At 64.7% G+C, this 14,372-nt stretch carries 12 protein-coding genes; 2 read left to right on the plus strand and 10 right to left on the minus strand.

Going from position 1 to position 14,372, the window contains the following annotated elements:
• Nucleotides 1-22: 22 nt before the first annotated feature.
• A complete protein-coding gene (gene uvrC, locus LDL32_RS04800; RefSeq protein WP_233064849.1) occupies nt 23-1,909 on the minus strand; it encodes an excinuclease ABC subunit UvrC in 1,887 nt (628 codons plus the stop codon).
• A 380-nt stretch (nt 1,910-2,289) separates the two neighbouring features.
• Here uvrC and LDL32_RS04805 point away from each other — a divergent pair, with 380 nt between their 5' ends.
• The gene (locus LDL32_RS04805; protein ID WP_233064850.1) at nt 2,290-3,084 is read left to right on the plus strand and encodes an exodeoxyribonuclease III; all 795 of its coding nucleotides are present in this window, start codon (nt 2,290-2,292) and stop codon (nt 3,082-3,084) included.
• Between the two features lie 81 nt (nt 3,085-3,165).
• Here LDL32_RS04805 and LDL32_RS04810 read toward each other — a convergent pair whose 3' ends face one another.
• Nucleotides 3,166-3,885 (minus strand): response regulator transcription factor, encoded by a 720-nt coding sequence (locus tag LDL32_RS04810; protein WP_233064851.1) that lies wholly within the window; start codon nt 3,883-3,885, stop codon nt 3,166-3,168.
• A gap of 222 nt (nt 3,886-4,107) precedes the next feature.
• Here LDL32_RS04810 and LDL32_RS04815 point away from each other — a divergent pair, with 222 nt between their 5' ends.
• Complete coding sequence (locus tag LDL32_RS04815) at nt 4,108-4,563, plus strand: L,D-transpeptidase (RefSeq protein ID WP_233064852.1); 456 nt, start codon at nt 4,108-4,110, stop codon at nt 4,561-4,563.
• Here the strand turns inward: LDL32_RS04815 and LDL32_RS04820 are convergent.
• The 8 genes from LDL32_RS04820 to tmk all read right to left on the minus strand — a co-directional run bounded on the left by LDL32_RS04820 (nt 4,550) and on the right by tmk (nt 14,369).
• Nucleotides 4,550-6,409 carry a sodium:proton antiporter gene (locus tag LDL32_RS04820; protein WP_233064853.1) on the minus strand — a complete coding sequence of 620 codons (1,860 nt, stop codon included), beginning with the start codon at nt 6,407-6,409 and terminating at the stop codon, nt 4,550-4,552. The two genes, LDL32_RS04815 and LDL32_RS04820, sit on opposite strands and share 14 nt — an antisense overlap.
• Before the next feature lie 104 nt (nt 6,410-6,513).
• Entirely contained in the window at nt 6,514-7,809 is a 1,296-nt protein-coding gene (locus LDL32_RS04825; RefSeq protein ID WP_233064855.1) for an RsmB/NOP family class I SAM-dependent RNA methyltransferase, read from the minus strand.
• Nucleotides 7,810-7,845: 36 nt separating this feature from the next.
• Nucleotides 7,846-9,348, minus strand: coding sequence for an IMP dehydrogenase (gene guaB, locus LDL32_RS04830; protein WP_233064856.1), 1,503 nt, complete (start codon nt 9,346-9,348; stop codon nt 7,846-7,848).
• A gap of 271 nt (nt 9,349-9,619) precedes the next feature.
• Nucleotides 9,620-10,405 carry an MBL fold metallo-hydrolase gene (locus LDL32_RS04835; protein ID WP_233064857.1) on the minus strand — a complete coding sequence of 262 codons (786 nt, stop codon included), beginning with the start codon at nt 10,403-10,405 and terminating at the stop codon, nt 9,620-9,622.
• 5 nt (nt 10,406-10,410) lie between these two features.
• On the minus strand, nt 10,411-11,208 hold the full coding sequence (locus LDL32_RS04840; protein WP_233064858.1) for a TatD family hydrolase: 798 nt from the start codon (nt 11,206-11,208) through the stop codon (nt 10,411-10,413).
• A complete protein-coding gene (gene metG / locus LDL32_RS04845) occupies nt 11,205-12,743 on the minus strand; it encodes a methionine--tRNA ligase (protein ID WP_233064859.1) in 1,539 nt (512 codons plus the stop codon). The genes LDL32_RS04840 and metG overlap by 4 nt, the downstream gene beginning before the upstream one ends.
• On the minus strand, nt 12,740-13,729 hold the full coding sequence (locus tag LDL32_RS04850) for a DNA polymerase III subunit delta' (RefSeq protein ID WP_233064860.1): 990 nt from the start codon (nt 13,727-13,729) through the stop codon (nt 12,740-12,742). The genes metG and LDL32_RS04850 overlap by 4 nt, the downstream gene beginning before the upstream one ends.
• Complete coding sequence (gene tmk / locus LDL32_RS04855) at nt 13,722-14,369, minus strand: dTMP kinase (RefSeq protein ID WP_233064861.1); 648 nt, start codon at nt 14,367-14,369, stop codon at nt 13,722-13,724. Before tmk ends, LDL32_RS04850 begins: the two co-directional genes overlap by 8 nt.
• Nucleotides 14,370-14,372 lie beyond the last annotated feature (3 nt).

Genomic DNA, 14,372 nt, shown 5'->3' on the forward strand with positions numbered 1-14,372 from the left:
CTCACATCTGCATGACAGGCGATCAGTCCCCTGTCCAGTCGGGATGGAAATATCCGTATATGACGCGCGCCATGTCACGGTTGATACCCGGTGCATTTTCCAGTTCCCCCAGGCCCGCCTGCCGCACGCTGCGCGCCGAGCCGAAATGCTTGAGCAGCGCGCGTTTGCGTGCAGGACCAACGCCGGGAATATCATCCAGTTCCGAGCGCACCAGCGTTTTGGAACGGCCGGCGCGATGGGTGGTGATGGCAAAGCGGTGCGCCTCGTCACGCAGGCGCTGAAGGTAGTACAGCACCGGGTCGCGCGGCGGCAGCTGGAAGGGCGGCCGCCCAGCCATATGGAACCATTCGCGCCCCGCATCCCTGTCCGGCCCCTTGGCAATGGCGACCAGCGTCACGCCCGTCACCCCCAGTTCATCCAGCACGCCGCGCACGGCAGTGTACTGTCCCGCGCCGCCGTCGATCAGCAGGATGTCGGGCCAGTCCTCCGGGCGCACGCCCTCTTCCCTGTCCTTCAGCGCGCGGCGGAAGCGGCGTTCCAGCACCTCGCGCATCATGGCGAAGTCATCGCCCGGCGTGACCGGTCCCTTTATGGAGAATTTGCGGTAGGCCCGCTTGTCAAACCCTTCCGGCCCGCCCACCACCATCACGCCATAGGCGTTGGCCCCCTGGATATGGCTGTTGTCATAGGTCTCGATCCGCTGTGGCGGCGCGTCCAGCCCGAACAGGTCGGCAACCCCCTGCAGCAGCCGTGCCTGCCCGGCACTTTCGGCCAGCCTGCGCTCCAGCGCTTCACGCGCGTTGATCTCGGCATGTTCGATCACGCCGCGCTTTTCCCCGCGCTGCGGGTGGATGATCTCGACCTTGCGGCCCCGGCGCAGGGTCAGGGCCGATGTCAGCACCGCCAGTTCCGGCAGGTCCTGATTGACCAGCACATGGGCGGGCGGTGGTTTGTCGTCATAGAACTGCCCGATGAAGGCGGCGAGTACATCGGGCGCGTTCTCGTCACGCGCGTGGCTGGGAAAGAACGCCCGGTTGCCGTTGTTGCGTCCCGCGCGGATAAAGAACACCTGAATGCACGACTGACCCGCGATCTGCCAGATGGCAATGATGTCCGCATCCATTACCGTCGACGGGTTGATGACGCTGGAATCCTGCTGCAGCGCCGAAAGCCCGCGTATGCGGTCACGGATGGCGGCCGCGCGCTCGAACTCCAGCGCCTGCGCCGCTTCTTCCATCTCGTGGCCCAGCTGTTCGCGCATGTGCGGGTTCCTGCCCGCCAGGAAATCACGCGCCTGACCCGCCAGTTCGGCGTAATCCTCGCGGCTTATGCGGTCCGTACAGGGGGCGGAGCAGCGGTGGATCTGGTGCAGCAGGCATGGGCGCGTGCGGCCCTGCATCTCGCTGTCGGAACACGACCGCAGCAGGAAGGTGCGCTGGAGCAGGTTGAGCGTCTGGTTGACCGACCAAGCGGAGGCAAATGGCCCCCAGTAGCTTGCCCCCTTCACCGGCTTGCCCCGGTGCTTGCTGATCTGGGGAAAGTCGTGCCGGTCGGTCAGCATGATCCACGGATAGCTTTTGTCATCGCGCAGCAGGATGTTGTACCGCGGCTGCATGCGCTTGATGTAATTGGACTCCAGCAGCAGGGCCTCGGCCTCGGTATGGGTGGTCACGATCTCCATGCCATGGGTTTCGGACACCATGCGCCGCAGCCGTTCGGTCAGGCGGCTGACATGGGTGTAGGACGCCACGCGCTTCTTCAGGTTCAGCGCCTTGCCCACATACAGCACGTCCCCCTTTGCCCCGAGCATGCGGTACACGCCGGGGGATTGCGGCATGGTATGCAGGGCATGATGGATCGCCTCCACCCCCACCGGCCGGGTGGGAGGGGCTGAAATGGCGGTTGTCATGGTCGGTAGCCGTTCATCCACTGATGATGTGGATAAGTCTGTGGAGCAGCAGCAGAAAAAAACGTGCGGATGGCGGTTTTCCTTTCCTGCACTTGGATTGCCCAAAAAAACATCACTAACGGTAACCTACTGTTTTATAATAACTATATTTGAGAACCCATGGCGCTGAAAAAAAATCTTACGCAAGATCGGCCGGATTCAAGCCTGTCAACCCCGTAAGTGGACAAATTGTGGCATTCGCGTGATGGGTGTGTCCGGTTTCCTTTTTATCCGAAATATCAGCCGCCTTTTATAATTCGTTCCTGTTTTTGTCTCGCACCGTACGACCGGGTGGGAAAAATATTCTTGTCAGCCCGCGCCGGATCGGCAATGCACCCGATATGCGTATCGTAACCTGGAATATCAATTCCCTCCGCCTGCGGATGCCCCTGCTCGCCCGGCTCTGCGCGGAAACATCACCCGATATGGTCTGCCTGCAGGAAACCAAGGTGCCTGACGCCCTGTTCCCGCACGAAGCGGTGCGCGCGCTGGGATTCGGACATGTCGCCTACCGGGGCATGAAGGGGTATAACGGTGTTGCCATCCTGTCCCGCCAGCCCGTGCAGGTGCTGGAAGATACGCCGGACTGGTGCCAGAAAGGCGACTGCCGCCATCTGGCCGTGCGCCATGGCACGGGCGATGACGCGATCGACGTGCATGATTTCTACGTACCGGCCGGTGGCGATATTCCCGACCCGGTAGAAAACCCGAAATTTGCCCACAAGCTGGCATTCGTGGAAGAAGCGCGCCACTGGTTTTCCGCCCGTGCCATGCGGCGCACGGTGCTGGTGGGGGACCTGAACATCGCCCCGCTGGAGCACGATGTATGGAGCCACAGGCAGCTCCTGAAGATCGTCAGCCACACACCACCGGAAACCGAACGCCTGCTGGCATGGCAGCAGACCGGCTTTGTCGACGCGATGCGCCACTTCGTCCCCCCGGAGGAGAAGCTGTACACCTGGTGGTCATACCGCAACCGTGACTGGCGCGCGTCAAACCGCGGGCGGCGGCTCGATCATGTCTGGATCACGCCGGACCTGCGGGATGCGCTGCGTGGCATGCAGGTGCTTCAGGATGCGCGGGACTGGGAAAAGCCATCCGACCACGTGCCGGTCATCATCGATATCGACGCCTGAGCGCCCGCCCACCCTGAAATGCGACCGGGCCACCCAGAACCGGGCGGCCCGTCACGAAAATCCTCACCGTCTGCCTGTCGTTCAGGCCAGGGCGGGCTTGCCCCCTTCGGGGTCGAGGCGATAGCCGCCCCCTTCCGTCACCAGCAGGGAGGCATTGGTGGGATCGGGCTCGATCTTCTGCCGCAGGCGGTAGATATGCGTCTCGAGCGTATGGGTTGTCACTGCGGCGTTATAGCCCCAGACCTCGTTAAGCAGCACCTGACGCGGCACCGGGCGCGTACCCGCGCGGTACAGGAATTTCAGGATCGCGGCTTCTTTTTCCGTCAGGCGAATACGGCGGTTCTTCGCCGTCTCCTGCAGTAGCTTGGCCGACGGGCGGAAGATGTATGGCCCGATGGCGAATACCGCATCCTCGCTGTTCTCGAAAATCCGCATCTGTGCACGCAGCCGCGCCAGCAGTTCGGCAATGCGGAACGGCTTGGCCACGTAATCATTGGCGCCCGCGTCCAGGCCGCGCACCACGTCCGTCTCGTCATCCGAACCTGTCAGGATGATGATCGGGATCCGCTTGCCCTTGCGCCGCAGGTCGGCACAGAAATCACGACCATCCCCATCGGGAAGGGAAACATCGAGAATGATCGCATCGAACCGGGCGCCCGGCACCTGCAGTCTTTCCCAGGCTTCGGCAACGGAGCCAGCCTCGATCGCTTCAAATTCACCATCAATCTGTAGCTGTTCAACGAGCATTTGACGTAAAGTCTGATCGTCGTCCGCTATCAGTATGGGACGTGCTCCTGCCATCGAACCCTCTTCATCACTTTAGTTCCGGCCCGTTATCGGCCCGGTTTCTGTCCAGTCATTCATGCCCGGCCCCGTCGGCAGCCAGGCCCATGACCTGATGGCCATGATGCCGCATGCATTCGAATCAGGCTGGAGATACCATACACAAGACCTGATCCAGAGGAATTCATGATACGCGCTATTTTACAAACGAATACAGGGCTGGATGCACGACTGCATTGCATGGGCGAGAACATGCCGGCCATTATCGGTGCGGCAGGCGTAAAAAACCACAAAATCGAGGGGGATCACGCCACTCCGGCAGGAATCATGCCCCTGCGGCGGGTTTTTTATCGGGCGGACCGGGTGGCATCACCTGTTTGTCATCTGCCGGTGGAACCGCTCTCGCCGCATGATGGATGGTGTGACGACCCTGCCCATCCCGACTATAACCGCCATGTCATCCTGCCCCACCCCGCCCGGCACGAGCGGCTGTGGCGCGAGGATCACGTTTATGACATTCTCGTGGTTCTGGGTTATAACGACGACCCCGTCCATTCCGGTCGGGGCTCGGCCATCTTTGCCCACCTGCCACCAGCGGGCGGCAGGCCGACGGAGGGGTGCATCGCCCTGCCCGAACCCGTCCTGCGCCGCCTGCTGGCGGCGGGCCTGGCGGAAATTGAGGTCAGGCCGGTATAGCATCCCGCGTGGCAGGAGGATGGGCCGCCGCCCGTGCCGCCGTATCAGGTGGCACGAAGCGGATGATGATGTCACCGGGCGCGGCTTCGGCGGGGATCGCATCCTCGGCGGAGCAGATCCAGATCGCGGTGCCCTTGCGGATGATCATGAACAGCATGGGCGGGCCTTCGAGCAGCTGCTCCTCCCCTGCCTCCTCGCTCATGACATGGCTGGCGAAGCGCCATCCCTGGGCATAAAGCGAATCTATGAGGGAGAAATTCCATCCCGGTTCCCCCAGCACCTTGCCGCGTGAATCGCGGCTCAGCCCATGGTACAGGTCCAGCCGGGCGATGCCGGGACTGACCTGGAACACGCGCTGGCGCCCGAGATCGGGCGCCATGCGCGCGCAGACAAGACCGTTATAGATGGAATCGGGGGTCGCGGCGATCAGGTAGTCCGCCGGGCGTTCCTCCAGGCTTTCCTGTCCCGCATCCGACAGCAGTTCGGCACGCAGGATCGGTACGCCCAGCTTCGCCGCCTTGTTCAGCGCAGGCGCATAGGTATCGACCAGCAGCACCGGCACGCCCTGTTCATGCACGGCGCGGGCCAGGTTGGTGGACCATGCATTCGCACCCATTATGGCCAGTGCCGGTTCATCGGACAGGGTCAGCCGCAGGGCACGCGCAAGCGGCCGGAGCGAGAAGCCATGCAGGATCATGGTAGATGCGATCAGCGCGAACACGGCAGGCGTAATCAGGTTGGCGCCGGGATAGCCCGCTTCCCGCAGCTGGATCCCGACCACGCCCGCCACCGCTGCCGCCACGATGCCGCGCGGCGCGATCCAGCCCACGAACAGGCGTTCCTGCCATGACATGCTGGCCCCGATAGTGGACAGGAAGATGCCCAGTGGCCTGACCACGAACATGATCGTGAACGTGAGCGCCATGATGGGCAGGGAAAGCTGGGCAAGCAACGTGCGCTGCAGGTCCGCCGTCAGCAGCACGAACAGGCAGGACACCACGATCACGCCAAGCGATTCCTTGATGCGCTGCAGTTCCGACATGCCGGTCACATGCAGGTTCGCCAGCGCCATGCCGAACACGGTTGCCGCCATCAGGCCGGCCCCCTGCATGAGCAGGTTGCAGAATGCCGCAACCCCCATGGCAAAGGCCAGGATCATGGGTATGCGCAGGATTTCGGGCAGCAGGTCGCGCGCGGAAAGGAACTTGATCAGCAAGGCGGGAAAGACGCCACAGGCAATGGAAAACATGGTGGCGAACAGCAGGTGTGGCCCGATCTCGATGGCAGCCAGTGACATGCCCGACAGGTGCGAAGGCCGCAGCAGCAGGCATTCCAGTACAAGGGTGGCAAGGATGGCCGCGATCGGGTCATTGACAATCGCCTCCCACCGCAGGAAGGCCGCGACCCGTGGCCGCAGCTTGGTATGCCGGAGCAGCGGCAGCACCACCGTGGGGCCGGTCACCACCACGATTGCGCCAAACAGCCACGCCGTGCCCCACGGCAGGTGACCGACATAATGCGCCGCGATCGACCCCAGCAGCCAGTTGATGGGCAGCGCGGCCGCCGTCAGCCGCAGCACGCCCTCGCCCGATTCACGCCATTGCCGCAGGTCGAGCGCAAGCCCGCCCTCGAACACGATGAAGGCCACCGCCATGGAAACCAGCGGATGGAAATAGGGCCCGATCGCCGCCGCCGGATGCAGGATTCCCAGGCCCGGCCCGTAGATCAGCCCAAGGCTGAACAGCAGTACGATGGCAGGCAGCTTGAATCGCCACGCCACCCATTGGGCGGCGATTCCGCCGCCCAGCACGCACAGAATTCCTATGGCAAGGTTGGTTGCCTGCATGCCCGTGTCCCGCGTTGTTGCAAACGCCCGCCCTGCCCGTGTGCCTGTGTCTCATTGGCGGGGCATGCGATCATGGCGCATGGATTTAGCTGATATCCTATATATCAGCTATCGCGCTGCATGATGGCAGCAAAAAAACCATCGGTATGATGCTGGCGTGGTGTCAGGCTGACCTGTCCATCATTACTCAGGCCGAGGGGCAGGTCGTCGTGCACAGCGTCGGGCGTGACCAGCGAAAATGCGGGATTGCGCGCCAGGAAGGCTGCGATCTGGTCACCATTTTCCTCACGCAGTACGGAGCATGTGGCATAGACCATGCGCCCGCCGGGACGGACCAGGCTGGCCGCGCGATCCATGATTTCGGCCTGCTTGGCGGTCAGTTCCAGCAGGTCCTGCTCACGCAGGCGCAGGCGGGCATCGGGGTTGCGCCGCCATGTGCCGGTGCCCGTGCACGGCGCATCGACCAGCACGCGGTCGAAGCTGCCGGCACGCCGCCGCGCCCAGCGGTCGCCCGCCACCAGCAGGTGACGCTCGGCATTGTGAACACCCGCGCGCCGCAGGCGGCGCACGGCCCCCTCCAGCCGGGGTTCGGATACATCGCACGCCACGATATGGCCGCGATTTTCCATGGTCATGGCCATGCCCAGGGTCTTGCCCGCAGCCCCTGCGCAGTAATCCAGCACGCGCATGCCAGGGCGTGCCCCCACGGCCGCCACGACAAGCTGGCTGCCTTCATCCTGTATCTCGACCAGTCCGTTGCGGAAGGCGGTGCTGGACGTGACCGGCTGGCGCCCCGCCACGCGCAGCCCCCAGGGGGAAAGCGTCGTCTCCTCCGCCCGTATGCCATCGCCATCCAGCGCCACGCGCGCGCCGGCACGATCGGACCTGAGCAGGTTTACCCGCAGGTCCAGCGTGGCTTCTCCCTCCATGGCGGCCAGTTCGGCTTCCAGCCCGTCACCAAACGTGCGCTCCAGCCGGGGCAGCAGCCAGTCCGGCACTTCCAGCCGGACCGCGCGCGGCATGTCGGCATGCGCCAGCGCCTGACCGCGCAGCCGGTCATAAAGCGCGCTTTCATGCCCGATCAGCCCCAGCGGAGCATACCGCCCGCCGGTAAACAGTTCGCGCGGGTTTTCCCGGCTGTCAGGTTCCAGCGCCATCATGGCCAGAACCAGCGTGCGCGGCGTGACCTGCCCGCCTGCGCGTTCGATCCACCAGTGCAGCCTGCGCCAGTGGCGCAGCACGCGCCATATGCGTGCCGATATGGCGCGGCGGTCGCCCCCGCCAATATAGCGCCGTTCGCGGAAGAAGGCGTTGGCCAGCGCATCGGCAGGCCGCCGTGGCGTTGCCTCCATTGCGGCAAGCAGGTCAATGGCGGCGGAAAGCCGTGCGCTGGGTGTCATGAATTATGGAACCGTTACTGTGGAAAACCGGCAGGGTCAGTCCTGCTGGTAGTTGGGGGCTTCACGCGTGATGGAGACATCGTGCACATGGCTTTCACGCAGGCCCGCGCCCGTTATGCGGCGGAAGCGCGCGCGCTGCTGCAGGTCCGCAATGGTGGCGGAGCCGGTATAGCCCATGCCCGCACGCAGGCCACCCACCAACTGGTGCACCACCGCGCCCATCGCGCCCTTGTAGGCCACGCGGCCTTCAATGCCTTCGGGCACCATCTTGTGCGTGTCCTTGATGTCCTGCTGGAAGTAGCGGTCGGCCGACCCGCGGGACATTGCCCCCAGGCTGCCCATGCCGCGATAGGACTTGTAGGTCCGGCCCTGGTACAGGAACACCTCGCCCGGCGCTTCCTCCGTGCCCGCCAGCAGCGAGCCGACCATCACCACATCCGCGCCCGCGCCAATGGCCTTGACGATATCGCCCGAAGTCCGCACGCCGCCATCGGCAATGGCGGGCACGTCGCGCTCGTGGCACGCGGCCGATGTTTCCATGACGGCGGAAAACTGCGGCACGCCCACCCCGGCCACGACGCGCGTAGTGCAGATGGAACCCGGCCCGATGCCGACCTTCACGCAGTCGGCCCCCGCCTCGATCAGCGCGAGGGCGGCTTCCGGTGTCGCGACATTACCGGCAATGATCTGGATATCGTTGCGGATCGCACGCACCCGCTCGATGGATTTGAGCACGCCGGCGGAATGGCCATGCGCGGTGTCGATCACCACCACGTCCACCCCTGCCGCGATCAGTTCACGCGCACGCCCCACGCCATCGTCCCCCACGCCGGTGGCGGCGGCGCACAGCAGGCGCCCCATGCTGTCCTTGTTGGCCTGCGGGTACTGCACCGCGCGGTCCATGTCCTTGACGGTGATCAGGCCGATGCAGCGATCCTCGTCATCCACCACCAGCAGCTTCTCGATCCGGTGGCGGTGCAGCAGCTGGCGGGCCTGGTCACGGTCGGCGTTGTTGCGCACCGTCACCAGGTTCTCACGCGTCATCAGTTCATACACGCGCTGGGCGGGGTCGGTGGCAAAACGGACATCGCGGTTGGTCAGGATACCGACCAGCCGGTTGGTCTCGCGCTCCACCACCGGCAGGCCGCTTATGCCATGGCGTGACATGATGGCATTGACCTCCGCCAGCGTCTGGTCGGGGTAGACGATAACGGGATTGACCACCATGCCCGACTCGAAACGCTTGACGCGACGGACCTGCTCGGCCTGCTGCTCGACGGTCAGGTTCTTGTGAATGACGCCAAGCCCGCCATTCTGGGCCATGGCGATGGCCATGTTGTCCTCGGTCACGGTGTCCATGGCGGACGAGATCAGCGGAATGTTCAGCGTGATCGTGCGGGTCAGCCGGGTTTTTGTCGATGTCTGCGAAGGCAGGACACTCGATTCGTCAGGAACGACCAGCACGTCATCAAAGGCGAGGGCCTCGCGAATGCGATCCTCGATCCGGGGGGCGGATGTGTTTTTCGGTATGGAAGACATGATGCAGGGGCCTCGTCAGCGGATGGCGGCTTCCCCGCGCCTCGGGTCACCGACCGTTGGCGCTCCCTCTTAGGGGGCTGCGCGCCTGCTGGCAAGCCTTACGCGCGGGGATGGCGTGCTTTCTTGCATGAATGACGCAAAAATACCCCATCCCTGAAAAGCGCATGAAGGTTTTCGGGTACCGCCCTTTTCAAAAGGCGGTGTTGTTCGAAGCTTCATGCGGAAGGCCCCACCAGAAACCTTTGTTATCTAATTATTTAAAAACAGTCTTTTACACATGCAGGCGCAGGCCATCATAAGCAGCCTCCACGCCTTCGGGCAGGTTGGCCTGCATCCAGCCCCAGTCCATGTCCGGCCCCATATGGGTCAGCACGGTGCGGCGGGGCTGTATGATCCTGCGCCAGCGCAGCACCTGCGCCAGCCACCCGTGGGAGGGATGGACATCACGCTGGAAGCAGCCGACCACCCACGTATCCACCCCGCGCAGCGTATCAAGGGCCGCGTCACCCAGTTCGGCCACGTCGGTGCAGTAGGCCATGGGCCCCACCCGCAGGCCCATGGTTTCGGTCCGGCCATGCTGCTGCACGAACAGGTCCACCTCCATCCCCGCGATAACCTGCCTGGATGGCAGGGGGACGGGATGGACATCCAGCACGGGGCGGTAGATGTGCGGCGGTGTCCAGGGGCGAAAGGCATAATCAAACCGGCACGCCAGTTCATCCAGCACCGGCTGCGTGCCATAGACCGGCAGCGGCGCGCGGGTGATGCGGTTGATGGAGCGCAGTTCGTCCAGACCCGCGATATGGTCGGCATGGGCGTGGGTATAGATCACGGCATCCACCACGCTCACATGCCGGGCCAGCAGCTGCGTACGCAGGTCCGGCCCGGTATCGACCAGCAGCCTGCGGCCCGGCCCGTCGCTTATGATGACGGAGGAACGCGTCCGGCGGTTGCGTGGCTCCGCCGGGTCGCACATGCCCCAGTCCCCTGCCCCGTCCGCGCCACCGATCATGGGCACGCCAGCCGAACCGGCGCAGCCAAGGATGATCATCTCCATGCCGGTCAGACCGCCTGGCTGAACAGGCGGCTGAAGTTGCGGGTGGTCATCTCGGCAAAGGCCGCATCCTCCATCCCGCGCAGTTCGGCCAGCACACGGGCGGTATAGGCCACGTAACCCGGTTCGTTGCGCTTGCCACGCCGGGGTACGGGGGCAAGATAGGGGGAATCCGTCTCGACCAGCAGGCGATCGGCCGGCACGTCCTTCGCCACGTCGCGCACCGACTGCGCGCGGCTGAACGTGGCAATACCCGAGAAGCTGATATACCCCCCCAGTTCCAGCGCACCACGCGCAAGCTCCGGCCCGGAGGAAAAGCAGTGGATCAGGAACGGGAATGCCCCGCCGCTCTGCGTCTCGTCACGCAGGATGGCCAGCATGTCGTCATCGGCTTCCCGCGTATGGATCACCAGCGGCAGGCCGGTGCGGCGCGCGGCATCGATATGCACGCGGAAGCTCTCCTGCTGGGCGGGCCGGATTTCGGGCTGACCATGGAAGTAGTCCAGCCCGCTTTCACCAATGCCCACCACGCGCGGGTCATCGGCCAGCGCCATGAGTTCCGTAGCCTCGGGCAGCGTTTCCTCATCCACATGGTCTGGATGGGTGCCGATGGTGCACCAGACCCGCAGGTCCGGCGTATCCAGTTCTGCCAGCTTCTTCTGCTGGTCCGCACGCGACAGCCTTGTGCCGATGGTCACCATGCCGTCCACCCCCGCCTGCCGCGTGCGGGCCAGGATTTCGGGCATTTCCTCATCGGAGAAATGATCCAGATGACAGTGGGAATCGGTCAGTCCCAGGCGGGTCATGAAGCCTCCGGTTCGACGTAACGGGGGAAGATACCCTGTGGGGCGGGCAGTTCACGGCCTGCGGGCAGCGGCGTGCCGAGCGATGCGAAATCCCGCTCGCCCGGTTCCACGCCAAGCTGGGTCAGCATCCTGTCCATGCTGCCGGGCATGTAGGGCTGGAGCACGGTGGCGATGATGCGCAGCGCATCAGCCAGCACACGCAGCACGTCGCCCATGCGGGCGGCATCGGTCTTTTTCAGCTTCCACGGGGCCTGATGGTCGATATAGGCGTTGCAGGCGCGGATGACCTTCCATACCTCCTCCAGCGCATCGGTCAGGGCCTGGCGGTCGATCTGCTCATGCATGATCTGTGGCAGCAGGCCTGCGGGGGCAAGCAACGCCATATCCTCCGCCGTGCGGGTCCCCTGCGCCGGCAGCCTGCCTTCGCAGTTGCGCGCGATCTGGGAAAGCGTGCGCTGGGCAAGGTTGCCAAGGTCATTGGCCAGTTCGACATTCATGCGCGAGATGATGGCGCGCCTGCTGAGGTCGCTGTCTCCGCCAAAGGGCATCTCGCGCATCAGGAAGAAGCGGATCGGGTCAAGGCCGAAGGTCTCCACCAGGTCACGCGGGTCCACCACGTTGCCCAGCGACTTGCTCATCTTCTGCCCCTCGATGGTCCACCAGCCATGCGCGAACACACGGTCAGGCAGTTCCACCCCCGCCCCCATCAGCAGCGCGGGCCAGTAGATGGCGTGGAAGCGCAGGATGTCCTTGCCCACCAGATGCAGGTTGGCAGGCCAGAAATCATGGCGCGGGGCCGTCCGGTCCGGGTAGCCGATGGCGGAGAGATAGTTGGCCAGCGCGTCCACCCACACATACATCACATGCTTCGGGTCGCCCGGCACGGGAATGCCCCAGTTGAAGCTGGTGCGGCTGATCGACAGGTCACGCAGCCCCTGACGCACGAAGCTTGCGACCTCGTTACGGCGGCTGTGGGGTTCAATGAAGCCGGGGCGGCTTTCATACAGTTCCAGCAGTCTGTCACCGAATTTGGACAGGCTGAAGAAGTAGGATGGCTCCTTCACCCATTCCACGGCCGCACCCGTGGGGGCAACCTTCTTCCCGTCCGGCCCGTCAACCAGTTCTTCCTCGCCATAGAAGCACTCGTCCCGCGTGGCGTACCAGCCTTCGTATGCGCCGAGGTAGATGTGACCATTTTCCTCCAGCTTCTTCCACAGTGCTTGTGCGCCCTGCACATGACGCGGCTCGGTCGTGCGGATGAAGTCATCGTAGGAGATGGCCATCTTGTCGTACATGTCACGGAAATCGGCCGCGACCCTGTCAGCAAGGGCAACGGGCGTCACGCCCGCGGCCTGGGCCGCCTGCTCCACCTTCTGCCCGTGCTCGTCCGTTCCGGTCAGGAAGAAGACATCAAATCCCGCCAGCCGCTTGAAGCGTGCGATCACATCCGCCGCAACGGATGTATAGGCGTGGCCGATATGCGGCGCCCCATTCACGTAATAGATCGGTGTTGTGACGTAGTAGCGCCGTGTCATGTTTCACTCACCCGCGCAAGCGCCATAAGCAGCGCCTGCTGTTTGTCCAGATTGAATTGTTCGGTCTCCGCGCGCAGGCGCGCCATGTCCTGCCACAGCAGGGCCAGGCGGGCGGGGCGCAGGTCACCGTCACGCGGCGTGGCCGTGTTGCGGGCCAGGTCGCGTGCCCTGCCAGATATGGCATCGCAGAGCAGATCGAAAAAGACGGAAAAGCCATTTTCCTCCGCCAGCACCCGTGCGGCCGTCTCGTAATCCGCGGCGGCGCCCCCGTGCCCCGCCATGACCTGCCCCACCAGTCCGGCCAGTTGCGCCCCGCCTTCATGCAGCAGGTCCAGCGCCCTGCCCGGCGCCCCATGGGCCAGCGGCACGATGGCGTCCAGCCTGTCTGGCGGCGGGGCGTCGGGCATGGCGGACAGTACGGCACGCATGGCGGCATCATCCAGCGGGGTCAGGTTCAGCACCCGGCAGCGGCTGCGTATGGTGGGCAGCAGGCGGCCGGGCATGGCGGCGGTCAGGATCAGGATCGCGCGCTCGGGCGGTTCCTCCAGTATCTTGAGAATGGCGTTGGCCGCCGTGCGGTTCATGTAATCCGCGCCATCCACGATCACCACGCGCCAGCCACCTTCCGCCGCCGTGCGGTGCAGGAAGGTGCCGATGGGCCGGATGTCATCGGCCACGATCTCGCGCCGCAATGCCGGGCTGCCGCCCTTTCCACCTTTTTTACGGCCCTTTTCGTTCACGCCACGGGCAATGACCAGCAGGTCGGCATGGGTGCCCATGCTGACCCGCCGGCCAACGGGGCTGCCATGGTCCTCCGCCCCCAGCAGGGTGCGCGCCATCATGAAGGCCATCGTGGCCTTGCCAATCCCCTCCGGCCCGGTCAGCAGCCAGGCATGGTGCAGCCTGCCGGTACGGATGACGGACAGGAATTCCGACCAGGCCCCGTCATGCCCCACAAGCCTGCGGCAGGTGCGCGGGTCATCCATCGGCACGCAGGCCCGCCAAGCGGGGCGCCAGTGCGGCGCGGATGGCCTGCTGCACGCTGTCGGTATCGCCACTGGCGTCAATGCGGTGGCAGCGTGCGTCATCACGGCGGGCGATTGCATCGAACCCCGCCGCCACACGGGCGTGGAATCCGATGTCCTCCGCCTCATAACGGTCGGCGCGGGCATTGCCGCGCTGGCGCAGGCGGGCATGGGCCACGTCGGGAGGCACGTGCAGCACGAGGGTCAGGTCAGGCCGGACAGGCATGAGCGCGCGCAGGCGGGCGATCATGTCCAGCAGGACGGGGTCACCATGCCCCTGTCCATAACCCTGATAGGCTTCGGTCGAGTCGGAAAAGCGGTCACAGATCACGATGCGCCCCTGTGCCAGCGCGGGCTGGATGCTGCGTTCCACATGATCGGTACGGGCGGCGAAATGGGCCAGCACCTCTGCCCGGGCGGACAGGTCATGGCCACCGAACAGCAGGAAATCCCGCAGGGCTTCCGCCCCCGGCGTGCCACCCGGCTCCCGCGTCAGGTCCACATCATGGCCGCAGGCCCGCAGGTGATCGGCCAGCAGCCCGGCCTGCGTGGACTTGCCGGCCCCCTCGCCCCCTTCAAGCGTGATGAACAGGCCCGCCATGGC

Source organism: Komagataeibacter sp. FNDCF1, assembly GCF_021295335.1.
Taxonomy (GTDB): domain Bacteria; phylum Pseudomonadota; class Alphaproteobacteria; order Acetobacterales; family Acetobacteraceae; genus Komagataeibacter.

What these genes read in the sequence shown, in the direction of transcription:
- LDL32_RS04840 (WP_233064858.1), bottom strand. Translation starts at nt 11,208, where the DNA reads ATGACCCGCCTGGGACTGACCGATTCCCACTGTCATCTGGATCATTTC.
- LDL32_RS04820 (WP_233064853.1), bottom strand. Translation starts at nt 6,409, where the DNA reads ATGCAGGCAACCAACCTTGCCATAGGAATTCTGTGCGTGCTGGGCGGC.
- LDL32_RS04835 (WP_233064857.1), bottom strand. Translation starts at nt 10,405, where the DNA reads ATGGAGATGATCATCCTTGGCTGCGCCGGTTCGGCTGGCGTGCCCATG.
- LDL32_RS04810 (WP_233064851.1), bottom strand. Translation starts at nt 3,885, where the DNA reads ATGGCAGGAGCACGTCCCATACTGATAGCGGACGACGATCAGACTTTA.
- tmk (WP_233064861.1), bottom strand. Translation starts at nt 14,369, where the DNA reads ATGGCGGGCCTGTTCATCACGCTTGAAGGGGGCGAGGGGGCCGGCAAG.
- LDL32_RS04805 (WP_233064850.1), top strand. Translation starts at nt 2,290, where the DNA reads ATGCGTATCGTAACCTGGAATATCAATTCCCTCCGCCTGCGGATGCCC.
- LDL32_RS04825 (WP_233064855.1), bottom strand. Translation starts at nt 7,809, where the DNA reads ATGACACCCAGCGCACGGCTTTCCGCCGCCATTGACCTGCTTGCCGCA.
- uvrC (WP_233064849.1), bottom strand. Translation starts at nt 1,909, where the DNA reads ATGACAACCGCCATTTCAGCCCCTCCCACCCGGCCGGTGGGGGTGGAG.
- LDL32_RS04815 (WP_233064852.1), top strand. Translation starts at nt 4,108, where the DNA reads ATGGGCGAGAACATGCCGGCCATTATCGGTGCGGCAGGCGTAAAAAAC.
- metG (WP_233064859.1), bottom strand. Translation starts at nt 12,743, where the DNA reads ATGACACGGCGCTACTACGTCACAACACCGATCTATTACGTGAATGGG.
- LDL32_RS04850 (WP_233064860.1), bottom strand. Translation starts at nt 13,729, where the DNA reads ATGGATGACCCGCGCACCTGCCGCAGGCTTGTGGGGCATGACGGGGCC.
- guaB (WP_233064856.1), bottom strand. Translation starts at nt 9,348, where the DNA reads ATGTCTTCCATACCGAAAAACACATCCGCCCCCCGGATCGAGGATCGC.